This is a genomic window from Microcoleus sp. C2D2 (assembly GCF_036702495.1).
Taxonomy (GTDB): Bacteria; Cyanobacteriota; Cyanobacteriia; order Cyanobacteriales; family Microcoleaceae; genus Microcoleus.
The window spans coordinates 1-22,889 of the sequence record NZ_JAUBTO010000097.1; the positions used below are offsets into that span (position 1 = coordinate 1).

At 45.7% G+C, this 22,889-nt stretch carries 23 protein-coding genes and 2 pseudogenes; 7 read left to right on the forward strand and 18 right to left on the reverse strand.

The window, feature by feature from the left end:
• The 5 genes and pseudogenes from QUB61_RS25750 to QUB61_RS25770 form a co-directional block, all read right to left on the reverse strand.
• A pseudogene (locus tag QUB61_RS25750) lies at positions 1 to 1,174 on the reverse strand (transposase); the annotation flags it as partial.
• 221 nt (positions 1,175 to 1,395) lie between these two features.
• Positions 1,396 to 1,899, reverse strand: coding sequence for a YbjN domain-containing protein (locus QUB61_RS25755; RefSeq protein WP_333133124.1), 504 nt, complete (start codon positions 1,897 to 1,899; stop codon positions 1,396 to 1,398).
• 521 nt (positions 1,900 to 2,420) lie between these two features.
• On the reverse strand, positions 2,421 to 3,323 hold the full coding sequence (locus QUB61_RS25760) for a ferritin-like domain-containing protein (RefSeq protein ID WP_333133122.1): 903 nt from the start codon (positions 3,321 to 3,323) through the stop codon (positions 2,421 to 2,423).
• 177 nt (positions 3,324 to 3,500) lie between these two features.
• Positions 3,501 to 3,782, reverse strand: coding sequence for a hypothetical protein (locus QUB61_RS25765; protein ID WP_333133120.1), 282 nt, complete (start codon positions 3,780 to 3,782; stop codon positions 3,501 to 3,503).
• A gap of 564 nt (positions 3,783 to 4,346) precedes the next feature.
• Entirely contained in the window at positions 4,347 to 4,673 is a 327-nt protein-coding gene (locus tag QUB61_RS25770; RefSeq protein ID WP_333190175.1) for a hypothetical protein, read from the reverse strand.
• Positions 4,674 to 4,749: 76 nt separating this feature from the next.
• On the opposite strand from QUB61_RS25770, the gene QUB61_RS25775 reads away from it, so the two are divergent.
• Together QUB61_RS25775 and QUB61_RS25780 are read left to right on the forward strand one after the other, a co-directional pair.
• Entirely contained in the window at positions 4,750 to 4,950 is a 201-nt protein-coding gene (locus QUB61_RS25775) for a hypothetical protein (RefSeq protein WP_333133117.1), read from the forward strand.
• Between the two features lie 15 nt (positions 4,951 to 4,965).
• Positions 4,966 to 5,142, forward strand: coding sequence for a hypothetical protein (locus QUB61_RS25780; protein ID WP_333133115.1), 177 nt, complete (start codon positions 4,966 to 4,968; stop codon positions 5,140 to 5,142).
• Positions 5,143 to 5,424: 282 nt separating this feature from the next.
• On the opposite strand, the gene glnA is transcribed toward QUB61_RS25780, so the two are convergent.
• Positions 5,425 to 6,846, reverse strand: coding sequence for a type I glutamate--ammonia ligase (gene glnA / locus QUB61_RS25785; RefSeq protein ID WP_333133113.1), 1,422 nt, complete (start codon positions 6,844 to 6,846; stop codon positions 5,425 to 5,427).
• Between the two features lie 338 nt (positions 6,847 to 7,184).
• Between glnA and apcB the strand changes: the two genes are divergently transcribed.
• Positions 7,185 to 7,694 carry an allophycocyanin subunit beta gene (gene apcB, locus QUB61_RS25790; RefSeq protein ID WP_333133112.1) on the forward strand — a complete coding sequence of 170 codons (510 nt, stop codon included), beginning with the start codon at positions 7,185 to 7,187 and terminating at the stop codon, positions 7,692 to 7,694.
• A 264-nt stretch (positions 7,695 to 7,958) separates the two neighbouring features.
• Here the strand turns inward: apcB and QUB61_RS25795 are convergent, their stop codons facing one another.
• Positions 7,959 to 8,225 carry a hypothetical protein gene (locus QUB61_RS25795; protein ID WP_333133111.1) on the reverse strand — a complete coding sequence of 89 codons (267 nt, stop codon included), beginning with the start codon at positions 8,223 to 8,225 and terminating at the stop codon, positions 7,959 to 7,961.
• A 636-nt stretch (positions 8,226 to 8,861) separates the two neighbouring features.
• Entirely contained in the window at positions 8,862 to 9,059 is a 198-nt protein-coding gene (locus QUB61_RS25800) for a hypothetical protein (protein WP_333133110.1), read from the reverse strand.
• Positions 9,060 to 9,323: 264 nt separating this feature from the next.
• On the opposite strand from QUB61_RS25800, the gene QUB61_RS25805 reads away from it, so the two are divergent.
• Entirely contained in the window at positions 9,324 to 10,220 is an 897-nt protein-coding gene (locus tag QUB61_RS25805; RefSeq protein ID WP_333133109.1) for a TlyA family RNA methyltransferase, read from the forward strand.
• 143 nt (positions 10,221 to 10,363) lie between these two features.
• Positions 10,364 to 11,053, forward strand: coding sequence for a hypothetical protein (locus tag QUB61_RS25810; RefSeq protein ID WP_333133108.1), 690 nt, complete (start codon positions 10,364 to 10,366; stop codon positions 11,051 to 11,053).
• A 484-nt stretch (positions 11,054 to 11,537) separates the two neighbouring features.
• Here QUB61_RS25810 and QUB61_RS25815 read toward each other — a convergent pair whose 3' ends face one another.
• The 8 genes and pseudogenes from QUB61_RS25815 to QUB61_RS25855 form a co-directional block, all read right to left on the reverse strand.
• A complete protein-coding gene (locus tag QUB61_RS25815; RefSeq protein ID WP_333133107.1) occupies positions 11,538 to 12,185 on the reverse strand; it encodes a type I restriction endonuclease subunit R in 648 nt (215 codons plus the stop codon).
• Positions 12,182 to 13,666, reverse strand: a complete 1,485-nt coding sequence (locus QUB61_RS25820) for a GTP-binding protein (protein ID WP_333133106.1) — start codon at positions 13,664 to 13,666, stop codon at positions 12,182 to 12,184. The genes QUB61_RS25815 and QUB61_RS25820 overlap by 4 nt, the downstream gene beginning before the upstream one ends.
• Before the next feature lie 275 nt (positions 13,667 to 13,941).
• Positions 13,942 to 14,550 (reverse strand): annotated as a pseudogene (locus tag QUB61_RS25825) (Uma2 family endonuclease).
• Between the two features lie 231 nt (positions 14,551 to 14,781).
• Entirely contained in the window at positions 14,782 to 16,230 is a 1,449-nt protein-coding gene (locus tag QUB61_RS25835) for a slr1306 family protein (protein ID WP_333133125.1), read from the reverse strand.
• A gap of 250 nt (positions 16,231 to 16,480) precedes the next feature.
• A complete protein-coding gene (locus QUB61_RS25840; protein ID WP_333133103.1) occupies positions 16,481 to 16,903 on the reverse strand; it encodes a thioesterase family protein in 423 nt (140 codons plus the stop codon).
• Between the two features lie 4 nt (positions 16,904 to 16,907).
• Positions 16,908 to 17,084, reverse strand: coding sequence for a hypothetical protein (locus QUB61_RS25845; protein ID WP_333133102.1), 177 nt, complete (start codon positions 17,082 to 17,084; stop codon positions 16,908 to 16,910).
• Between the two features lie 94 nt (positions 17,085 to 17,178).
• Complete coding sequence (locus QUB61_RS25850; protein WP_333133101.1) at positions 17,179 to 18,261, reverse strand: ATP-dependent 6-phosphofructokinase; 1,083 nt, start codon at positions 18,259 to 18,261, stop codon at positions 17,179 to 17,181.
• Positions 18,262 to 18,574: 313 nt separating this feature from the next.
• Positions 18,575 to 18,817 carry a hypothetical protein gene (locus QUB61_RS25855; protein WP_333104823.1) on the reverse strand — a complete coding sequence of 81 codons (243 nt, stop codon included), beginning with the start codon at positions 18,815 to 18,817 and terminating at the stop codon, positions 18,575 to 18,577.
• Positions 18,818 to 18,954: 137 nt separating this feature from the next.
• Here QUB61_RS25855 and QUB61_RS25860 point away from each other — a divergent pair, with 137 nt between their 5' ends.
• Positions 18,955 to 19,461, forward strand: a complete 507-nt coding sequence (locus tag QUB61_RS25860; protein ID WP_333133100.1) for a hypothetical protein — start codon at positions 18,955 to 18,957, stop codon at positions 19,459 to 19,461.
• 213 nt (positions 19,462 to 19,674) lie between these two features.
• Positions 19,675 to 20,490: an FkbM family methyltransferase gene (locus QUB61_RS25865; protein ID WP_333133099.1), complete on the forward strand. Its 816-nt coding sequence runs from the start codon at positions 19,675 to 19,677 to the stop codon at positions 20,488 to 20,490.
• A 96-nt stretch (positions 20,491 to 20,586) separates the two neighbouring features.
• Here the strand turns inward: QUB61_RS25865 and QUB61_RS25870 are convergent, their stop codons facing one another.
• Together QUB61_RS25870 and xylB are read right to left on the reverse strand one after the other, a co-directional pair.
• On the reverse strand, positions 20,587 to 20,841 hold the full coding sequence (locus QUB61_RS25870; RefSeq protein ID WP_333133097.1) for a hypothetical protein: 255 nt from the start codon (positions 20,839 to 20,841) through the stop codon (positions 20,587 to 20,589).
• A gap of 469 nt (positions 20,842 to 21,310) precedes the next feature.
• Positions 21,311 to 22,756: a xylulokinase gene (gene xylB / locus QUB61_RS25875; protein WP_333133095.1), complete on the reverse strand. Its 1,446-nt coding sequence runs from the start codon at positions 22,754 to 22,756 to the stop codon at positions 21,311 to 21,313.
• Positions 22,757 to 22,889: the final 133 nt, after the last annotated feature.

Genomic DNA, 22,889 nt, shown 5'->3' on the forward strand with positions numbered 1-22,889 from the left:
TTACTAATATTTGTCGAGGGCCTTCCTAAAGGGGGACCACTCATTCTAATTCCTCTTTCTTTGCACCAAGCTCGATTCTCGCGAGTTCGATAAATTCGATCTACATGAATTGATTCGGGATAGAATCCCGTGAACCGTTTAAATTCTTCTACTTGTTTTTTTAAGTCTACAGATTCGTTAAAATTATCCCAACTAATTCGGTCTAAAAACACGTATCCGTTACGACAACTGGCTGACAGCTTTGCCCCAAACTCAACGGATTTCCCGGCTTTCCCTCTGACGATGGGGCGGATGTTTGGTTGTGTTAAACTTACTATTCTGTCCTCAATACTATGTGTTTTATTTTCATACATCCATAACTGTTGACGGTAGACTTCTGTGACTACTAATAGCATTTTATAATAATATTTGGTCAGCCACGTTAGCTCACCCATGACCGCGATATGAGCTAAATTTCTTTTAATATATTGAAGTTGTTTCTTAATCGCTTTTCTGAGTTTTTTTTGTGAGGGTCTTCGTTTCTTTGCTACTGTCAAGTATTCTTTTCTAGCTAGGTTTCGATAAGTTCTTGGTTTTTTTTTAGTGGTGACTGAATTTGAGTGTGCAAAGCATCTATGATTGTTTCGGTTTGTTCCCTGGCTTGATTCAATATTCCTAAGTCGTGAGGATATTTAATGTCGGCTGGCGCGCAGGTTGCGTCTAATATTAATTTTCCTTGATTTTTCGGCTCGCTGCGGATGACTTTTTATCGACTACTTTGCCTGGTGCTTCGGTCTGCTCTTTGACCATTTTTTCATTGATTTTATTGACTAGGTTGACACCTATTCTCTGTCGAAAATGAACCAACATTGATGAGTCGAATGGTGCTTGACTGCTATAGCTGGTCATGCCTATAAAGTATTGTAAGTATGGGTTTTCTCGGATTTGTTCTATTGTTTCACTCGGAGCTGGTTCCTAACCTTTCTTTAATAATTAATCCTCCCAATGCCATCCGAAAAGATTTCGCTGGAGCTCCCATATCTACGGAAAAGTTTTGAGCATATTCTGCTTCAAATGCTGACCACGGAATTAGTTTCGCCATGATTACCCAACGATTATCTTCTAACAATTGCCCCTCAAAAGGCAAGTCAAAGTTGGATGGCGGGTTTGGGGTTGGGTCAACTTTTCGGTACATTACGAAAGTGATGTTGTACTAGGCTTTGGACAGATTTTAGCTCATAAGCTTGCACACGCGGAGGGTTCAAACCAGTCAAAGTCTTTCTCTGTAAAGGTTTTAGGCTTTTTCAGCAAGCCCTAAATAGATGCAAAAGTCGCGCACGCTACTTAAATGTCAGGTGCGCGACAGCCAATAATTTAGCGGAGTGGGGAGCGCTCAAAAGTCGCGCACCCTAATGACTACTGACCGAATTCTGCTTGCAGCAGGTCGTCGTTGTCATCGGCGATCGTGGCGACAATAGTAATAACCCGAGAAATTTCCCCGGCCGAGATTTCGGCGATCGTCCGAGTCGATATTACCGCAACTTGATTGTCAACAATGGCAAAATGAGATTCCAAAGTAGACAGCCAATTCATTTCTAGGATTTTCCGCATTAATTGAGCTTCATTCTTCGCGGGCAACTGCAGTACAAAAGCCCAAACAGTCAAAGTATCTTCTTCGGTTTCGCCGGTGAGTTGCACGAACACTTCAACACTGCCGTACTTAAACTTCCAAAGATGTCCCCCAGCTTCATTTTGACCGACCATCACTTTTTGGTCTACAGCCATGCTGGCGATGACAGTTTCAATTTCTTCTGCATAGGTGACGGCTGTGGCTTTTTCGACCTGCTCGGAGGCGATCGCGCTTTCACTCGATTGGCTTTCTGCGGAAGCTGTTTGTATGTTCGGCTCGCTGGTAGTCATGATTGTATTTAGACGGAAAACTATTCCAATAATCAGTTTACTTCCTATTTAGGACTTACAAAAATAGTCCTGGACCCACAAAAACCTTCATAAACCGGGTTTCTTGGCAAAAACCGATCGTGAAAAAGCGCCTCCCAGGCAAAAAACCCTGTTTCGGATACCTCGTGAGTAAGTTCGCTGAGAACGAGTAGAACACCGGAGGCAGAGCCATTGGATCTGCGTTACCAGTCCCAGCCTGAGAACCCATGTCCCGAGGCTCTGTCTCGCTTGTCGCTTGTTTCCCAGGCAACAGGGGAGGCTCTTCCTCCGGAGCTGCCCAGGCTAGAGCCTGGTAACGAGTAGAATACCATTAAGTCTTCTACTCGTTAAGATATTTGGCATTTAAATTGAAGCTCGATCGCGGCTTCTCCTGCCCGCGCCACAAGAGTTTAAGAAACAGTAGCTGACAAATTAAATGCGCCAGAGCTTACTTCCAGTCCGAGCCTGGGAACCCATCTCCAGAGTCCGAGCCTCGCTTCTGTTTAAGCCTTGGGCTTAGTCGCCGGCTTCTTCTCAATGGTATTCAAGCCGTTGAGGAACATCGGCACCAATTTCTCCACAAATGCCTGCGGGTCGCGGTTCCAGGCCCGCTGAGCTACATCGACTCTGGTCATTTGCAGATCCGGGGCCAGCAGGGTCATGGGCAAGCGTTCCATCAGGTATTGCGGGCGTTCCCACATCGGCATGGTGTTGGCAATATCCACGAGGCGGGTGACGCGGCGGAGTTCTGCCCCCAGCATGATATCCATTCCCGATTCAAATGCTGCTTGTTCGATCGCCACATACTTGCGCTTTGCCTGTTCCACCTTCTGGCGGTGTTCCGGGCTTTTGTTGGCGATTTGGGCCACCCAGCGGTTGCCCCAGCGGACGTGACCAGCTTCTTCTGGAAAAATCTTTTCGATTGTTTCGCGGATTTTGACGTTTTCTGCGGTTTGGGGAGCCTGTTTGAGGGCGTGGATGTGCGCTGAGAAGTATTCGCAGCCCCGCTTTTCGGTGACATTGATTGCCACTAAGGCTGCAATTATACCGTCATCGAGGTTGCGTTTCGGGTCGTATTGCTCTTTGTCGAGCAGGCGGTCAAATTCGTCAATGTAGGAGACTCCCGGCGGCGTTCCCACATTTTGGCCGAGGTCTACCAGCAAGTCGGTGAGCCACATAGCGTGTCGCGCTTCGTCGGAAATGTGCCGGGAGAGGTCGCGCACGAGTTCGGGCGGTTCGCCGTCTAGCTTTTCGATCACGTCGGTGAGGTCTTTGCAACTGCGCTGTTCGCTGTAGCGGTAGCGGTTGAGGGTGATCAAGTGAATTTCGCGATCGCGCACCACTTGAGCTAAAATTTCGCGCGCTCCCATTGCGTTGCGCAGCTTGCGGGGATAGGCAACAGTCATGCTTTTATGTTGTTTTATAAAGATACTTGTATAAGTGTAACGCAGTTTTTCGGCTTCCTAATTCACTCGCAAGGCAGAAGTTTTTTGTATCGGAGAATTCAGCCGTGGGGCAAATTTAGTCGTGGACGCACGGGTGGTCAGAAAGCGGTTTTTTTTTGCGATCGAGGTTAATTTTTATTAACCACATCCTAACATCCACTCGATCCCCCCTACTACAAACAACATAATTACCCCAAAAAATCCCACAGTATGAAAATCTAGTGGTAGCTGAAGAAAACTAAAAATTCCCCCTGTTATCAATCCTACCCATGACAACCCTGCTAACATGGTTGATGCTATTAAATAAATTGCCACAATCATCCCGCCAGTAACTGCGATAAGTAATCCAATTAAAATCGCTACGACTATCATTTGTATCCCATTAGGGTCAGGGCAAAATGAAGCTTGAGCAATCAGCATTTGACCGAGACTTCTTGTCAGAAATAAAAGCCGAATTTAGCGGTCAATAATCTACAGTAGTTTTCCGGCAACTAAATTCCCCCCTCTGTGGGAATCTGGGGAAACTAATTGAAGGGAAACATCCATTCAGCCAGGTTTTGATTCAACTAATTTCCCCACTCTGTGGGGATGCACCACGAGCTGATAAAAACCCGTACACAGCAAGTTATCAATAGGCAACTTCCAAGACTCAGGAAAATTCACAAAAAAAACCTACATCACTCTCCAGACAAAAGATATGAAGCCCATACACAGCAATGCTGCGAGGCTCACGAATAAAACTGTAAAGCCAGATTCATCGGACAAATAGGATTTTTTTTGCCTCCATAAATCTTGTGCTAAAAAATGTACTCGATAGAGGAAAATTTTAATTGAATTTGGCGGATTAAGTTTAACTATAGCGGTTCGATCGCGTTGTGAGGTATGCCCTATGCCCTATGCCCACGGAGGCCTATGCCCTATGCCCACGGAGGCCTATGCCCTATGCACGTCGGAACATGTTACGCTCGAAAGGCTATATCATAGTTATAGTCTCTCTTCAGTTGAAGTTTGAATGTCCAGCAGTACCCGTTCTAGCTCCAGGTAAACAAATGTCAGCATAATTACTTGATATTCATCGGTGATTGTAACACTACAGGTTGCCGATCGCGGTTCAACTCCTTCGTGCGTGACAACTACAGTATATTTTCCTTTCTTTAGATTATCAAAGTTCACATCTGCCTCAAACAGGTCAACTGTCTCCTCGGCCAGCAATCGTCCTTCTTGAGTTAGTAAAGTGGCAAACGCAATGCCGTCAACTGAAGTCATGGCGACCTTACTCTGATTGCGGATCATCACAAAAATATCGGACATCGTTTGGTCATGAGTAATTGCTAATTGCTAATTTAGAATGAGTGCATAATTTCACAAAAAAAGGAGTATAAATACGGTGAATTATGTCAATTTTTTGCTCAGTTTGACTGTGAGTGCAGCGGTTCTCGGTTTGGGAAAAAGTGGGGCGCTAGCTACTGTGTGGAATATCTCTGAGACTCAGCCTTGTTTACAGCTTCACCGCGTGCGGGTTGCTCAAAGGGACGATCGCAATTTAAGCAACTCGAAAGGTACATTAAAAGAAGGCAGTGCCATCTGAGTCGATCGAGATGATGTGGTTGGCATACCAAAAGCTGAGGCGCGGCGGCGTTTCATTCTGAATAAGATATATCGGGTTCAGGAAGACACTACCGCTGACGATTTGTTGATTGTTGATGAGAAAGCAAATAAATGGGCTGTAGAGGATGTCTCTGAGGCTACAGCGGGTGCTACTAAGCTGTGTTGCATCTAGATTGCCTATGGTATTAGAGAGGGAGAGGGTCCGATGGGGATCGGGGGAGAGGATTTGACGATTTTTGATCGGGACTCGAAATATACAATTTAAATGCACAACAGCTTACTAACAGCGTGGCCAAGATAGTGTCGGGTAACGGGAGAGTCTGGGCGCCGATCCAGAAGTCCTAAACTCCAAAAAAACGCCGCTTTTAAGGGCGGCGTTCTTATCAATTAAAAATCACAAGTTAAAAAGGGTGATTATACCATTTTTAACTTTAAATTTTTAATTCTTAATTTTTTAACAGTCGTAGTAGAGAGCAAACTCGTAGGGGTGAGGACGCAGCCGCATCGGGTTGACTTCATTGTCGAGTTTGTAGGAAATCCAGGTTTCGATGAAGTCTTGGGTAAATACGCCGCTTTCAGTTAAGAAACCGTGGTCTTTTTCTAAAGCTTCTAAAGCGCCTTCCAAGGAACCGGGAGTTGAAGGAATTTTGCTCAATTCTTCAGGGGAAAGGTCGTAGATATCCACGTCCAAAGGTTCGCCCGGATCGATTTGATTCTTGATGCCGTCAATGCCGGCGCACAGCATGGCTGCAAATGCTAAATAGGGGTTGGATGTGGCATCGGGACAGCGGAATTCTAATCGCTTGGCTTTAGGGTTGGTTCCCGACAACGGAATCCGCACTGATGCCGATCGATTCCCTTGAGAGTAAGCTAAGTTTACAGGCGCTTCAAAGCCCGGAACCAAACGCTTGTAGGAATTGGTCGTGGGGTTGGTGATTGCCAAAAGTGCCGGTGCGTGCTTGAGAATGCCGCCGATGTAATGCAGTCCCATTTGACTGAAACCTGCATATTTATCGCCTGCAAATAGAGGTTGGCCGTCTTTCCAAATCGACTGGTGAACGTGCATCCCGGAACCGTTGTCGTTAAACAGCGGCTTGGGCATGAAGGTGATGCTTTTGCCGTATTTTTTGCCGACGTTTTTGATTACGTATTTGTAAGTCAGCAAGTAGTCGGCGGCTTGTACTAAAGTGGCAAATCGGAAACCGAGTTCGCATTGACCGCCGGTGGCGACTTCGTGGTGGTGCTTTTCGATGGGTACGCCGCATTTTGCCATTGTCAGCAGCATTTCCGTTCTCATGTCTTGAGAGGTATCGGTTGGTGCTACTGGGAAATAACCTTCTTTGTAACGCGGTTTGTAGCCGAGGTTGCCGCCTGCTTCTTCTTTGCCGGAATTCCAGCGACCTTCGATCGAATCTACGTAATAGTAGCCGGAATTTTGGGTTTGGTCGAAGCGAACGTCGTCAAAAATGAAGAATTCTGCTTCCGGGCCAAAGAATGCTGTATCGCCGAGGCCGGTCGAAAGCAAGTAGTCTATGGCTTTTTGGGCAATGGTGCGGGGACAGCGACTGTACGGTTCCCCCGTGCGGGGTTCTTTGATGCTGCAAATGAAGCTGATGGTCGGTTCTGCCATGAACGGGTCCATCCAAGCCGTGGTCGGATCGATGACCATCGTCATGTCTGATTCGTTGATGGCTTTCCAGCCCCGAATGCTGGAACCGTCAAAGGGTACGCCGTCTGTGAATGCGGTTTCGTCGATTTGGTCGTGGTACAGGGAAAGGTGTTGCCAGATCCCCGGCATATCGATGAACTTTAGGTCAACGATCTGGATTTGATTTTCTTTTATGTAGTTTAAGGCTTCTTGCGGCGTCTGGAACATGACTTAACTCCTGATATTGGTTGTGTCTTGGCGATCGGCCGATTTCATACTGTTTGGGCGATCGTAGGCCTTCAGTACCCAATATTTTGTATCTAGGGCTACAAAATTTAGAAATTGGGGCCCAGTGGGGCCGGGCAGTTCGCGATTCTTGCCCTGTCGATTTTTCGGCTGAATATACAAGGCAAACGGCCCAATTTTAGGACCGTTTGCCGGGGATTGACTACCCTCCCTGAAAATCCCATCTCAAATCTTAATCAAACGCCGATTTGTAGTAGTCTACAATAGGCTGTCTGTCTCAGATAGCAAAGTATTGATAAAGATTTTTGGGAGAGAAACTTATGCGCGATGCAGTGACGAGCCTGATTGAAAATTATGATGTTGCTGGTAGGTATTTAGACCGGGATGGTATCGATCGGTTGAAATCTTATTTTGCAACAGGCACGGCACGGGTACAGGCTGCGGCGGCGATTAACAGCAATGCTGCGACAATTGTCAAGCAAGCTGGTATTCAGCTATTTGCCGAACAGCCGGAATTGATCCGTCCGGGCGGAAATGCCTACACGACTCGCCGCTACGCGGCTTGTCTGCGGGATATGGACTACTATTTGCGCTATGCTACTTACGCCTTGGTGGCTGGAAGTACCGACGTACTCGACGAGCGCGTGCTGCAAGGTTTGCGGGAAACTTACAATTCTCTGGGCGTTCCCATTGGCCCGACGGTGATGGGGATTAGCATTATGAAGGAGATGGTTAAGGCTCAGGTGGAAGCTGCTGGCTTGTCTGTGGGGTCTTTTTTGGAGCAGCCTTTTGATTACATGATTCGCGAATTGAGCGAACAAGATATTTAAGTCTATTTGCTACTTCTTTTAGCAGAAAATTGGACTTGTGGCTGGCAGTTAGCAGCAGTTGGATCGATCGCTTTTTTTGGCATCACAGCCTCCAAGCGATCTTTTTTTATCAGAATTTTGGGTGGAAGACCCCGTCATCAGCTTGACGGCTTTTCCATAGTTAAGTAATATCGTTTCCGGTTGGATGGGAATAATAAAGTCAATGTCAATAATTTTACATTCTCCAACGGACGACTCCCGACTCCCGACTCCCCATCATTCCGGTCAATAATTCCACATTCCCCAACGGACCACTCCCGACTCCCGACTCCCCATCATTCCGGTCAATAATTCCACATTCCCCAACGGACGACTCCCGACTCCCGACTCCCCATCATTCCGGTCAATAATTCCACATTCCCCAACGGACGACTCCCGACTCCCCATCATTCCGGTGTTACCTGAATTGATATAAGTAGGTAGGCGCAAATACACCACTTCATGTAACAGAATGTAAAGCGAGCGTAACCCCGCTCGATTGCTTCGCTTCACTTCGTTGAGCTCGCTTTTGACTGCTTGTGTATTTTCATACTCTTCTACTTAATGTAAAACATTGCTTGAGTTGGGAGTAAACAGATTCTACAATAAATGTGGATTTTAAAAATTGAGTATCAGGCTGCACAGCCGGGAAAAATCGTAATTAAAGTCAATCCCAAAAACGATTAGAAATAGAGCTTGGGAATTGGTACCTGGGGACTCTGCCGTTACGGGAGTGCAATGCACCTAAACGCCCAAAAGATATTACCGCGCTCAAAAAGCAAACGCACTCAGGCAAGGGAACTCTAGCAATAGAGATATTAAGACCGAAATGTCTTAAGCATCCTCATGCCTTCAGGCCAAGGAGTGTCAAGGGTTATACAATTTTAGATTAAATAGTCCTAGAGGCAAGTGTCACAATTAGTAAGGTGTTCTACTATCCGAAACCCTTGAGAACCCGTTCAGAATCAAGGTATGACGCACCCTACAAGTCGATTAGAGTGTGCCAGTGGCGCCCGGGACTATTAAAGATTTTAGATTTTAAAGATGTTAGATTAAAAATTTTAGATTAAAGATTTGAACAATTGGGAATGACTGATGAATTAAGGGTTTGGAGTTTCCCTACAGTTACATTCTTTTTTGTAACAAATCTTAAAAATCGTCAACACATCCCCACACGAGGCATTTGTCGAGGGAACTTTTGGTTTGGCGCCGATCGACTCGTTCGGCGGTTGTTGCTTCTACTTCGCCGTTGGGGTAAAGAATGTGGATGATGTCACCGCTGAGGAAGGCTAGGGGATTTTCTTGATAATTGGCGGGATTCCTGATTGGAAAGTTAATGGTTTTCATGGTCGATCGCCCTGATGGTATTTGTAGCCCTTTTAGCTGCACTTAAATCATCCGCTAGCCGCCAAAATTTGTGTGTGATTCTATGAATGTTTATCTGTGATCCAACTAGACACTCAGAGCGATCTCAGTCACATAATCTGAGTTGGGGGCGATCGCCGCGCGACGATCGAAAAACCACAATAATCGCCAACAATCTGCCCTCGGACAGGTCCCTAAGTGCTAATCTGGTACTGTCATTAATCCTATCAGTACAGATTAAAAACTTTGGCTAAACAGCGACTAGACACTTTATTGGTCAGCCTAGATTTGTGCAGTTCCAGACAGCAAGCTCAGGCCTTGATTCGGACTGGGAAAGTCTCCATCAACCAACAGATAGTTGACAAACCGGGCACTGAGGTTGACATTTCAGCAAAAATTCAGATTAAAGAGCGATCGCGCTATGTTTCTAGAGGCGGCGACAAATTAGCCAAAGCTTTAGAAGTTTTTGCGATTCCCGTTGCAGGCAGAATTTGTCTCGACGGCGGCATTTCCACAGGCGGTTTTACCGACTGTTTGCTGCAAGCCGGCGCCGCCCTAGTCTACGGCGTAGATGTTGGCTACGGTCAAGCAGATTGGCGCTTGCGTAACGATCCGAGGGTAATTTTGAAAGAACGCACCAATTTGCGGTATATGACTGCTACTGAGCTTTACGGCAATTCACCCCCCCCAGCCCCCCCTGGTCAAGGGGGGCAGCAAGATTCTTTGCCAATAGGGGCTTATGCAGATTTGGCGGTAGTAGATGTGTCGTTTATTTCCCTGGATAAGATTTTACCGGCGCTGTGGGAATTGTTGGCACCACCAAAAGAAGCGGTGTTGCTGGTAAAGCCGCAGTTTGAGGTAGGGCGGGAGAGAGTCGGGAAAAAAGGCGTAGTGCGAGACTCAGCAACTCAAGCTGATGCGATTTTTCAAGTCCAGAAGGCAGCCACAGCTTTAGGATGGCAGCAACGCGGCTTAACGTGGTCGCCTTTACTTGGCCCGGCCGGTAATATCGAGTATCTTTTATGGTTGGGGATCGATCGCGAACAGGAGCCAGAGCCCAGGGCGATCGAAGAGAGCGCTGTGAAGGAAAGGATCGCAGAAGTCACCAAAGCGGCCGCGCGGGAACTTGTCGATCGAGTGTAGATTTTAGATTTTAGATTTTAGATTAATTTCCCGATCTCAAGCTAATCAATTTTAAAAGTCTAATTTGGAACTCCAGATCAATCTAAAATTTCAAGTTGTTTTGTCAATCGGACTCCTCAACTTTCACAAGAGTGAATAATTCCATGCAATCATTAAAACAAGCCGGTTCGATTTTACTGTACGTTCTAGGTGCCATCGGGTATGTGGCGATTGTAGCTACTATTGTAGGCGTTTCAATTGTCATCAAGTGGGCAGCTTTGCTACTGGCAGACAAATTATTATATACAATTCTGATTATCGGCGATTTGTTGAGAGGCATCGAAATTATTGAACTGTTAAATATATTGGTATTTGCTTTTATCGGTATGGGAGTGGGTGTGGCAACAAATCTTCTACCCCCTAAATACGGTCGCAAAATTAGTGCAGCTTTGTTGATACTTATAGTTCCCTTAGTTTTCATGATTACCCCAGCTATCAGATATAATTCTTGGCTGGAAAAAGTAGGGGAATCGGATAACTTATTGCCCGCCGAAACTGCAACATTAACTAACTCATTTTTGAATAGAAAAGTAGGAGTGCCGGGTTTTCTCGGTTATTACGTATATACTGGTCAGTTTCCGGTTATTCCGACGAAACAATCTGAGATGAAAGACCTCGACAGCTTTGAAAAAAAAGTTAATTCCAGATTTGTACAGCTAACAGGTATTGCTCCGACTATTGTTTCTTGGTCAATGCGGGTTTGTTTTTGGCTGATTAGAATATTTTACTTTTCTATAGCGGTAATTGCGACCATCGCTCATTTTAGGGAAGGCGTCAGAATCGCGAGACGGTAATACGATTTTCGATTTTCGATTTTCGATTTTCGATACATCCTAGCTCTTCGATTCTTAAGAAATAACGCTCTTCTGACCGAAAGCATCCAGGATACAAGCTCCCGGATTCATCCGTCCAGAAATAAAAAACCTGTATCCGATGAAACTTGCCCCCCGAGTTTCTCCGTGGGGTCAATGCTTCAATTCTTTAATCTCAAATCTCAAATCTCAAATCGATTGACCCAAAGCATCCAGGATACAAGCTTCCGGATTCATCCGTCCAGAAATAAAAAACCTGTATCCGATAAGCTGTTGCGGCATTTAAATTGTAGGTCAAAAAAAATTAAAGTCTTGTGGGGTGGGCGTCCCGCCCGCCCTGAATATACAATTTAAATGCGCGACAGCTTAAACAAGCCCCCGAATTTCTCCGTGGGGTCAATGCTTCAATCTAAATCTAAAACCTCAAATCTAAAATCGATTGACGCACCCTAGTCAACTGCGATTTTTAGGGCTGAACAATCAGTTGACCAATTTTTATCAAGACTTGAAGAACCGTATAAAGTTCGTTCATTAGAGGAACAGGTGAAAATATTCTTGATAAGTCATATTTAGGCGGATTCTGAAAGTCTAGCTTGACGAATACAATTTCACTGCCATTTGTCATCGCAGCAAAACTCGGTCTATCCTTCCGGGGATTGGCGGTCATGTATGCTAGTGTTTGGGGAAGTGCAGACATTACTGAAATGGTAGTGCGCTTCGACTCTAAGAGTGTCACCCAAAACTGATTTTGCATCACTAAAACATCAATCCGTCCCTTGAGAGTTTCTACTTCATCATCCTCGTCATCTAAAACAATTTGTACAGATTTTTCAGCCATCATTTTAAAAGGTGGATCGTAAAAACCCGCTCGTTCCAATAGAGGCGAACCCATGATTAGCGTAACGGTTCCTTCTGTAAGGCTTCCATCATTTAAATGATAGAGATATCGCCGCCGAATTAAATTGAGGGCGGCTTTATCGACTTCTGTAATTTCGGGTAAATCTGCATACCATTCTGGGAAAAATCCCTCGGATTCAGTTCGCGTAATATTGAATCGAGATTCAACATCTGCTAAAGTTTGGATGATTTCAGTAATGGCTGTTGTTTGTGTCATATTTTAAACTCTTGCTGCAAGCGATCGATAATTGTATTGCGCTCGATAGTGGCGAGAATTTCTTGAATTACCGTATCTTGTCCCAGGGGACCCCAGGTGCAGCCTTTTTCTAAATAAACTTGGGCCGCGCGACCGACAGCGTAGGTACCGTAAGCTGCTAAACTAGCTTGAGTGACAGCCACTCCGGCAAAAGTAGAAAAGCCGATGTGCGGGGCTGCCGCCGCCGCAGTTTTGCCAAATCCCAACAGAAAACTGCTACCCAATTCTCCCAAAAGTACGCCGCCAGCGCTGGAGAAAATAGTCTGCCAAAGTTTCCCCGCTTCGTAACCAGTCATGGGTAAACCGTAAAGTCTGGATAAAGAGCGAATTAAGGCTAAATCTGCCACAGTTGCTCCCATTACATCCAAGAAAGCCACCGGATTTAAACCGACAGCCAAAGCTTTATATTTCGCAAATTGCCAGATTAAATCTTCGGCTTCTGTTTGCCGCAATTTGAGAACTTGACGGGCAATATTTGCTTCGGCATCTCTAGCTTCAACTAAAGCATTCAGAGCGAGGAGCGATCGACCTTCTCTGTTAAGAATTGTCAAAATTTTATGTTTTAGTTCCTCTATCTGCGCAGGCGGCGACTCCCATTCGTGACTGACTCTTCCGTCTGGCCATTCCACCCGCACTTGCACCGGCGCTGGTTCGGCGGCTACCATGACTATTTCTAAAGATTTGGCAATTTTAGCGGGTGATTTTGCAGTAGATTTATGGGAGGAGTTGTTTGGGCGATCGGACAATTTTTCGGGATCTGTTTCATCTGTTACCGCCGCGGCTGCTAACTCTTCTGAATTTCCCAGCGCTTGCAAACTTTGGTAAATAGCTTTTCTGTCTAATTCTGGATAAAGATCTATTTTATTAAAAACTAAAATCAGCGGTTTTTGAGCTGTTTGCAATTCGCACAGTGCTTGATATTCTGTGCGGGTGATATCCCCTGCAACGACAAACAGAATTAAGTCAGCTTGGCGAGTTACTTGTTTCGCCATTTCGCCGCGCACTTCGCCGCCAACTTCATCAAGTCCGGGAGTATCGATCAATTCAACTTGCACCCCTCCTTGCCCCCTCTTGCCCAGGGGGGGTTGGGGGGATTCATCGCTCTCAAGGAAGGATAAAGGCACACTCCAGCGCACGGAACGCGGCCACTGAGTCACGCCGTTGAGAGGGCCTGTTTGCAGGATTTTTTGACCTAAAAGCGCGTTTAAGACGGCTGATTTGCCGCGGCTGACTAGGCCGAAAGTAGCAATGCGAATGACGTTGTGCTCTAGTTTTTCTGAGGTGGAAGTTAAGATATCTAACTGATATTGCAGTGCCGCTTCTAATTCTGTATTGTTCGAGTTTTTTTTGCCTTGGCGCAGGTTGGAATAGCGCGCCAGGGCTTCGCGCAAACTGGCGCGGGCAAGGGATAAGCGATTTTCTTGAATAGAATTGTCAGCCATTGGCGATCGGCTTTTTTAAGCAGGTATAATTGATCGTCGAATTATAAATCCTATTTCTTATTTTAATACAAATTTTTATAAATTTATAACTTTTTAGTTGTGAGTTTTCCAAAAAATATTGAACGGGCTCTCCGGCCCGTTCCACAATAACAAAAAAATTTTTGTGGAACAGGCATCTTGCCTGTTCTTTTCCCTAACACGGGCTCTCCGGCCCGTTCCACAATAACAAAAAAATTTTTGTGGAACAGGCATCTTGCCTGTTCTTTTCCCTAAAACTAGGCTCCGCCTCGGAAAATTTGCTCAACGTTCAGGTCAATATTGGGAAAAGTAGGGGAAATAATGCGATCGCTCCCTCTGAACTGTGTAATCCTATACTCTCCGTCCACAAGCTGACAAACCGAAAGCGTGGGTTGTTTAGGGTCGCCAATATGACGTATACCGCCGAATCCAGCATAATCCGCAATCCAATATTCGAGAATTCCCATCATTTCGTAATCTGCCAACTTTTTGAGATAATCGTCGCGCCAGTTGGTACTGACAACTTCAACAAGTAGCGGGATAGATGTTCCTTGGGTGATTGTTGCTGACTTCAACCATAAGGGTTCAGATGCTAAAGCCTGACGGTTTAATAGCAAAACATCAGGGATATATCCTGTATCTTTAGCTGGTGGCTTAACTAGCGCTTTCGAGGGAATGCGGTATGGAAGTTGCAGTTGGGTGTAGAGGAGCGTAAATTCTTGAACAAGGTATGCTGTGATATCTTAGTGTTCTCCTGTTGGCTGCCTTTCAACCGCTACCCCGTCGTGAAGTTCGTAGGATTTGTTCTCGGGTTTGTCTTCTATAAATTGTTCAAAGGTTAGTATTTTTGGTTGAGTTTGTATCATCGTGCAAACTGTCTTTGATTGTATAATAGAAGGAAGAAGGAAAATATTAACTGGTTGCCTGGCTCTGCCGGGGAACAGGCATCTTGCCTGTTCCACAACAGAAAAACTGTCTTGTGGAACAGGCATCTTGCCTGTTCCTTTATTTTAGTTAGGGGAACGGGCTCTCCGGCCCGTTCCACAACAAAAAAACTGTCTTGTGGAACAGGCATCTTGCCTGTTCCTTTATTTTAGTTAATTGACCGCCGACTTAACGGTTTCAGACCCAGATACCTGAGATGAAAGGCGACTCGCCACTTGGTTGATGAAAGATTGCAAGAAGGAAACTTGCTGATTTTGCATAAATACTGCTTGCAAAGTTTTAGTCAACTGGTCGATATTTAAAAAGCCTGTTCCAGCATTTTCCGCTTCTCGACTTTGGAAATATTCAATTAAACTCAGTCCCGCAATTCTGGTAAAATATGCTGCACTAATTCCCTGCACCGCGCCTCCTGCTACGTAGGTGACAGCATTGGTTTTGAGCAGTCCAGAAATAGTTTGAGTAGACAGTTCTACTAATCCCAATTTAAACATTTGACTGGCCAAAGTTGCCGCTACTGTCTTAGCTTGATCTAAGGAAAACTTTTGCTGGTAGATAGCGCCGAGATCGATTACCAGTTGGGTGCTGATGGCGGTTGTTGCTAGCAAGTCTAAAGCTGGAACCGGATTAGTAAAAACGGCGGCGGCGGCGATGTACTGATATTGTTCGATAATAGGAATTGCCCGCTCGCGCCTGACTCCATTCAATAAGGTTTTTGCCTCTAACTTGATACTTGCAGCCTCGCGCACTGCACTCGCCCAGACCAACTGTTGCCGTTCTGCGGTTAAAATTGTAGTCAATCTTTTCGTCAGCGGCTCAAGTTGAGAGACTTGAGTTTCGATCCGTTCTTGAAATGTGCCGTCCGCTTGGTGTTGGCGCACTTTAATAGAATTGGGAGAAGCTGCGATCGCAATTATATCTTCTGTCCCCAATATTCCTTGCATTCTTTGCTGCAAAGAGTGCAAAATTTGCGACTGCTGTGCTGGCAAATGTTGGTCTTGTTTGTTCCAGACTAGCAGCACGCGCTGACCGGCGGACGCTAGCTGAGATAATGTTTTAAATTCGGAATCTGTGATGTCGCCCGCTGTCACAAACAGCACTAAATCACCGTCGATTTTGGCATCGGCATTTGTATTAGCAAACAGCGGTGCTGTTTCTTGTAAACTAAGCTTTTGCGGGTGTTGAGATGCCCAATTAGAATTTAAAACTTGAATTAAAGCAGTTTTGCCGACAGCTTTGCCGCCCGTTACCGTAATCCGTAAATCTTGTCTGTCTAATTCGGCTCTCAGCCGATCGAGCTTTGCTGTTAGATTAGCAGGACCGGCAGAGTTTTGAGCTTCTGAGGCTAGCAATTTAATTGCGGTTTCTGAAGCCGCGATCGCTTTTTCGGCTGCTTCCCTGTTCGCTAGGGGTTGCGGGAGTTCGAGTTCGAGTTTGGGGGACTGTTGTTTCCACCACCAATACCCCGCACCGGCGGCCGCCAAGCCGATGAGTGCCGTTTCGCCCATTTCTGAACCCGAATGCTGTAGAGTTTCCAACAGCCACAGCGCCGCTGAAAGTCCTATTCCGCCAATTAAAATCGGTCGCCGCAAGTTAAGTGTCATTTTTCCCTTCCTGTGGGTATTGTCGCCAAGCTTAACCTTACCGGGCTTGGCCTCCCTCCCTATATTCCATCGTACCTCTGTAGCATCCAAACTGGCAGGCTGGCGATCCGACTTTTTGCGATCGGGATTTGCGGCCCCGGCGACAATCAACTTTTTGCACTTCTACAAACGGGGAATAGGGGACTGAAGTCCTCACTACAAACCAATAGATTTTTACAGGATTTTGCAAATATAATAGTTGATTTTTTCTCTATGTTGGTAATGCTTGAGATTGTAATTCAAAAATATCAATTATTTGTTTGGGAATTGCTCGCGGTCGCATCGTGGTAACTTCAACCCAAACCCAAAGCGCCTCTGCTTTTAACAAGATTTGGTCACTTCCAGCTAAGCGAATTTCGTAGCGGCGGACAGCGCGCGGACCGCGCATTTGTTCTATCCAAGTGGATATTTCAAGTCGATCGCCTGCGGCGGCCGATCGCAAATAGTCAATCTCTATCCGCCGCATTACGAAGACGCCGCCCAATTCCCGGTAGCGATCGAGACTAAATCCCAAGTGTTCTAAATGTTCGATCGCAGCGTGTTCTAAATAATGCTGGTAGACAGCATTATTGACGTGACCGAGGGCGTCCATTTCGTAATGGCGCACTCTAATTTGTGCAGTAAATGGTGCCAATTTCTCACCTTTCCACTTGTTGCGGTATTTTGTACTTCCGAGTGCGATCGCGCTCTGGGTCGATACTCGATCGGAACTGATTGCAAGTTACACTAAATAGTTGAAACGTCACTGCTTCCAGGTTAATCTTAGCCCTGGAAGCACAGACAGTCATCACCTTGGTTTTTTTACGACAATACACTGGCTTAAAACCCTCAGTCTCGGTTGAAAAACCCGCTTTCTTGGTTCTGAGTGCGTCCCGGACTAAATCTTTGAGAAATCGGACGGGTAATTGTTTAGTCTCCCAGACAAATCCCTAAACCGCGGGCAGTTTTAACCAGAGTACCATCGAACTCTACAGGTCTGTATTTGGCGATCGCATCTTCCAGAGGAACGCTCACAACTTCCCGCTTTTGCCAAGATACCATGCAGTCGTATTTCTCTTCGGCAATTAAATCAACTGCTGCGATGCCAAAAGCAGAAGCAATTAATCTTTCTAGCGATGAAGGAGTTCCTCCGCGTTGAATGTGTCCCAAAACCGTGACGCGAGTTTCTGCACCGCTGCAGTCAGAAATTGTATCAGCTAAATACTGACCAATTCCGCCTAATCGACTTTGACCTAAGCGATTTGTGTGCATTACTAACTCGCCTTGTTCAGTGCGAACTGCCTCCGCTACTATAATTAAACAGTAGTTTTTTCCCCTGTCTTGGCGTTCTTGGATTTGGGCGCAGATTTGGGAAATTTTGTAAGGGATTTCGGGAATCAGAATTATATCAGCTCCCCCAGAAATTCCGGCACTGATCGCAATATGTCCGGCGTCGCGCCCCATGACTTCAACAATCATGACGCGGCTGTGACTGGCCGCAGTAAAATGCAAGCGGTCGAGTGCTTCAGTGGCAATATTGACAGCCGTATCAAAACCTATGGAACGCTCGGTAATTCCGACATCATTATCAATAGTTTTAGGAATAGCAACTAAATTCAAATTACCTTGTTGAGCAATCTTCCTGAGAATGGCGAGACTGCCGTCGCCACCAATGCCAATTAAGGCATCCAGACCTAGTTGATGATAGCCTTCGATAATGTCCTCAGCACGATCGCGTAGAGTCCCATCAGGCATCGCGAAAGCAAAAGGGTCGCCCTTATTTGTCGTGCCTAGCATCGTACCGCCAATGGTGAGCCACGAGTCTACTTTCTCAATATCCAACGGAATTGCTTCAGGGGGACGGCTCATCAATCCGTTGGTGGCTTGACGAATCCCCATCACTTTCCAATTGTAAGTTCCCGTTGCGCGGTAGACAACGGCTCGAATAACTGCGTTTAAGCCTGCACAGTCACCTCCGCTGGTGAGGATACCAATACATTTTTGTTCTCCCATAATTAATGCCCGACTTTTGTTGCTCCGAATATGAGTTGATATTTTTAGATCCCGATCGTCCAATCCTGATTTTCGACGTAAATAGGTAGGCGAAAATAAACTTTACTCTGTAACAGAATGTAAAGCTATCATAACTTTTGTGATTCTTTCATAAGATATCGCTCCTTTGGAGAGCGTTTCACTCGTTTTTGACTACTTAGGTATTTTCAAGCTCCATCGACCTAATTGAGTGCCTCATCTCTGACGCATCCCACAAGGAAGATCGCTAACTTGCGTAGCATCGCCGATCGCCGTCTCCAACAAAACATCAATTTTACTTCGGATTGAGGCGTTTAGAAACTTGGTTGATGATACCGCTGAGAATTGCACCGCCCATGAGAATTCCGAGGGCGGGATTAAATACGGGCTGCCAGAGACTGTACCACAAATCAAAACCGAGATTCACCCCCGTCGATCGACCCGCTACTGCGATCGCAAACCACGCAAAACTGGCAAAGACGAAAAACACATCAGCTACTAAAAGCAAATTAAGCAAGTTAAGAAATTTATCTTTCATGGTGGAGCGTTCCTTGTGAGTGCATATCTGTCAACTTTTGGCAAGCAGTTGGTAAGGGAGCAGATTGATAGCTGCAACTGGCGATCGAATAAAGATAAAATATCATTCAATTGTTTTCGCGCACAGGCTGTCAAAATATGGTTCGCTATACACTTCCTCAAAGCCCCGACATTATTTTAACTGTCAAAGGGAAAGATTCAGCCAAAGCCCGCGAAGAAGCGATGGATCGGCTGATGGAGCTCATGGATGAGGGCAAGCTGGCTACGGAACTGCTAGAGGGATTTGGGCCCAAGCAGTTTGTTGAAGTTAAGGATATCGAAGATGCTGCGTCTGAAGGCGAGGACGCGATTACTGAAGCCGTGCAGATTTTGAGCAATTTGGCAAGTCTCAAATTGAAAGTAATGGAATCCCGCGAAGAAGCACTCAAAATCCGGGCGGCGATCGACATTTTGTTTACAGATGAGGCTGTGACTGCCGAGGAAATTGGTCGTTTGAAAGATGGTTTCAAGGTTCTCAAAAACTTTGCTCAAGCTAACGTCCGCTATCGAGAAGCTAGAAGTAAAGCCGAAGAAGCGCGGGCAATTCTAGACGAAGCCTTGCAATCTGTCGAACCGGAAAACAAAGCGCAGAAGTCGGCGAAATAGTAGCAGGTTGGGTTGACTCACATCTAGCAACAATCTCAGAAGCTTTTCGGCCTGTTCCATTACCAATCAATTCTATTGTCTCTTGTGGAACAGACCCAAAAGCCTATTACTAAAAAAAATGTATAGAATAGTGGAACATTTTAGATTGAGGAACCAATACCAAATCCCACACATTTGACGTTTATCTAGCTTCAACAAATTAGGAAAAAACTTGTGAACCAACAAATAGGAACTCCCAGAAACTCGATGTCAGGCAGCTTGCTGCTGGCTAAAAACTTAGGTTTTGAACCAAGAACTGTGATTGATGTCGGTGCCGCCTTGGGAAGTTTTAGTCTTTACGAAACTTTCCCCGATGCGCGACATTTGCTAATTGAGCCGATCGCCGAAAATGAACCTTACCTCGCCAAAATTTGCCGCCATCTCAAAAGTGCAGAATACATTATTGCAGCAGCGACCAAAGAATCGGGAGTTTTCACCCTCAACGTCAGTCCCGGTATGTTGCATTCTTCACTTTCTAAAAATCGTGTTACTGACAGCAGCAATCCTTATTTGAGAAACATACCAGCAATTACCCTCGATGGAATATGCATGGAAAGAAACTTGTCAGGTCCGTATTTAATTAAAGTTGATGTAGACGGACAAGAAGTAGATGTTTTAGCGGGAGCAACTGAGATTTTGCAGCAGACTGAATATGTAATTGTAGAAGTTACTTTATTCGGTCAGATGTATGATGTAATGAGTTTTATGAAGTCGCAAGGCTTCGCAGCTTACGATATTGTTGATTTGTCATATCGCCCGACTGATAGAGCTTTGTGGCAAGTTGACATGGCTTTTGTTAAGGAATCGGGTCAATTTAGAAGAGATCGTAGTTTCGCAACAGGACAGCAGGATATCGAAGCACTTAACTCGCATCTGAAAGCTTATCGGGAAAGTTTCATCAGACACATTGACACTCATTACAGCGACCCAGTAGAGCCGGAACCACAGGTCAGTCAAGCTGTTTTGGGCGAAGATTATGTCATCATTTAACTCAAGTTATTTCCATCTGATACCAAATCCGGGTCGCACTTCGCACGCTGATTTAATTAATCTTCAATATCTAAAAAACTGGTTTTCTAAATGCTGCTATTGTCGTCTATAAGCTGGAAATCTGCTGTCTATTCGGCCAGCCTTTTCATTTTGAAGGAGATTTATTGGTGAGATTTTTACAGGCTCTGAGAATTGGCCTTTCTCAAAGTTCTGTTCCGAAATAATTTCTCTTTTGTTTTCTCCGTTAACTTCTCTGTAAACAGAAACTTTAAAATCTCCTTCAAGTTTCAGCACATAGTAGATAGAGCTAAGAGTAGTATAAGCTGTTGCGGCATTTAAACTGTATGTCAAAAAAAAATCAAAGTCTTGTGGGGTGTCCCGCCCGCCCTGAATATACAATTTAAATGCGCGACAGCTTATTTAGTATAAAATAGTTCGTAAAAGGAATTGAAGTAAGAATTTGAGGAGACAATACCACCCTGACTTAAGACAACTTTTTTTCATCTTCCTGGTAGTTTATAGATGCAGATTCATTACACTGTATGTATAAATCAGAAGCATCGGCTGATTTTGGGAGATTTATGCCACTTACTATATTGAGGTAATATAGCAATCCTAAATCATTTGTGAATTTCTTACTCCCTCCCCTTACCAAGGGGAGGGCTGGGGTGGGGTTAAAAATTTACGACTCCTGCAAGGATTGCTATAGGTACCTATTATGTTAGTAAACTTTATTCTTTTATTTGACTGATATTAAGCAGTATTAGCTTAAGAATAATTTGTAGATAGCTTCTAGTACGTCCTCCTTGAGCCATAACTCCTATCCGATTTTTTTAAGTCGTGGATAAAGCGATTGATATCGCATCCAAGCCTCTTCTAGGGTTGGATCGACTGATTGGGGAGTTGCAGCAAGCGTTGGTGTGGCTGCTAGTTTGCTGGTGTCATTAGCATCTGCGTATATGCCAATTCCTATACCCGCCAGTAGAGCAGCACCACGCGCGGAAGCAGCAGGAACTGTAGTTGTATAGAGGGGTATTCTCAATACATCGGTCAGTAATTGTTTCCAAGGCATTTCTGCCGTTCCACCGCCTGCTAAACGCAGTTCTGCCGCTTTAAAACCTGTTGCCTCAAGTGCCTCAAAACCTTGTCGCAAGGCAAAAGCAACTCCCTCTAAAGCTGCCCGCATCAGGTGCGCCTGTGTGTGATGAAGTCCCAGCCCTACCCATGCCCCGCGTACATAGGGGTCAAGGTGTGGAGTTCGCTCACCTGTGAGGTATGGCAAAAATGTCAATCCTTCACATCCTGGGGGAACAGAAAACGCTTTAGTATAGACCTCCTGCCAGCTCAAGCCGAGGATACCTCGCACCCACTCCAGCGCTAACCCGGCATTTTGCATTGCTGCAAGGGTGTACCACTGGTTAGGTACGGCGGCTCGATAGAGATGGGTACGACCATGAGGATCGATAATTGGTTGCGATCGAGGTGTAATGATTTGAGCGCCTGTGCCGATAGTTAGTTGAACCAAACCAGGCTCTAGTAGTCCGTTACCAAGTGCTGCCGCTGCGGTATCCGCAGCACCAGCGATAACAGGTAAGCCAACTCTTAAGCCAAGATGCTCTGAAGCAATAGTTGTTAGGTAGCCGGCGATCGCACTAGAGGGGATAATTTTTGGTAACCAATCACCGCGTAGATTCAGCGCCCAGATGGCTTCCAGGGCCCAGTTGTCCGACACAACATCGTAAAGCAAAGTACCGCTAGCATCAGATGGTTCGGTTGCGACTTCTCCAGTCATCCGTAACCGCAGCCAATCTTTTGGCTGGAGCGCCCAACGCGCTTCGGTGTAGACAGTAGCCTCGCGTTCTCGCAGCCACAACAAAGTGGGACCCGCCATTCCAGCCGTAACCGGGTTGCCCAAGCGCTCTAGAATAGCGGCATCGAGCGAATGATAAGTGTTAAGCGTGTCAAAGGAGCGAGTATCTGCCCAGAGGATAGCTGGACGCAGGGGCTGACCTGACTCCGAAGCTAGGACAACACCGTGCATTTGTCCTGAAAGTGCGATCGCCTGTACTCGATCGGCGCGATCTCCCACTGCCTTTCTAACAGCCTCGCCAACAGCTAACCACCAATCCATTGGCTCAGACTCAGCCCATCCAGGGTGGGGTGCACGAACAGGATAAGAGCTTGATGCTTCACCAGCAGCCGTTCCGTCTGCCGCTAGGAGCAATGCCTTAGCAGAGCCTGTTCCTAAATCTATGCCAAGCAGCATTAGGTTATCCTCAAATACTTAAAAGTTAAGAATTCAAAATTAGATTTGTTGCCAAATATAGCCGTCGCCATAGACATTAGGACACTGTCTTAAGAACGGCTTCCGTTTCCGTCGCATCGCGCCAAGTATGGGA

Bases quoted from the DNA above. Each gene is read 5' to 3' on its own strand.
- QUB61_RS25755 (WP_333133124.1), bottom strand. From the start codon at position 1,899: ATGACTACCAGCGAGCCGAACATACAAACAGCTTCCGCAGAAAGCCAA.
- QUB61_RS25760 (WP_333133122.1), bottom strand. From the start codon at position 3,323: ATGACTGTTGCCTATCCCCGCAAGCTGCGCAACGCAATGGGAGCGCGC.
- QUB61_RS25765 (WP_333133120.1), bottom strand. From the start codon at position 3,782: ATGCTGATTGCTCAAGCTTCATTTTGCCCTGACCCTAATGGGATACAA.
- QUB61_RS25770 (WP_333190175.1), bottom strand. From the start codon at position 4,673: ATGTCCGATATTTTTGTGATGATCCGCAATCAGAGTAAGGTCGCCATG.
- glnA (WP_333133113.1), bottom strand. From the start codon at position 6,846: ATGTTCCAGACGCCGCAAGAAGCCTTAAACTACATAAAAGAAAATCAA.
- apcB (WP_333133112.1), top strand. From the start codon at position 7,185: ATGCGCGATGCAGTGACGAGCCTGATTGAAAATTATGATGTTGCTGGT.
- QUB61_RS25800 (WP_333133110.1), bottom strand. From the start codon at position 9,059: ATGAAAACCATTAACTTTCCAATCAGGAATCCCGCCAATTATCAAGAA.
- QUB61_RS25810 (WP_333133108.1), top strand. From the start codon at position 10,364: ATGCAATCATTAAAACAAGCCGGTTCGATTTTACTGTACGTTCTAGGT.
- QUB61_RS25815 (WP_333133107.1), bottom strand. From the start codon at position 12,185: ATGACACAAACAACAGCCATTACTGAAATCATCCAAACTTTAGCAGAT.
- QUB61_RS25820 (WP_333133106.1), bottom strand. From the start codon at position 13,666: ATGGCTGACAATTCTATTCAAGAAAATCGCTTATCCCTTGCCCGCGCC.
- QUB61_RS25835 (WP_333133125.1), bottom strand. From the start codon at position 16,230: ATGACACTTAACTTGCGGCGACCGATTTTAATTGGCGGAATAGGACTT.
- QUB61_RS25850 (WP_333133101.1), bottom strand. From the start codon at position 18,261: ATGGGAGAACAAAAATGTATTGGTATCCTCACCAGCGGAGGTGACTGT.
- QUB61_RS25855 (WP_333104823.1), bottom strand. From the start codon at position 18,817: ATGAAAGATAAATTTCTTAACTTGCTTAATTTGCTTTTAGTAGCTGAT.
- QUB61_RS25860 (WP_333133100.1), top strand. From the start codon at position 18,955: ATGGTTCGCTATACACTTCCTCAAAGCCCCGACATTATTTTAACTGTC.
- xylB (WP_333133095.1), bottom strand. From the start codon at position 22,756: ATGCTGCTTGGCATAGATTTAGGAACAGGCTCTGCTAAGGCATTGCTC.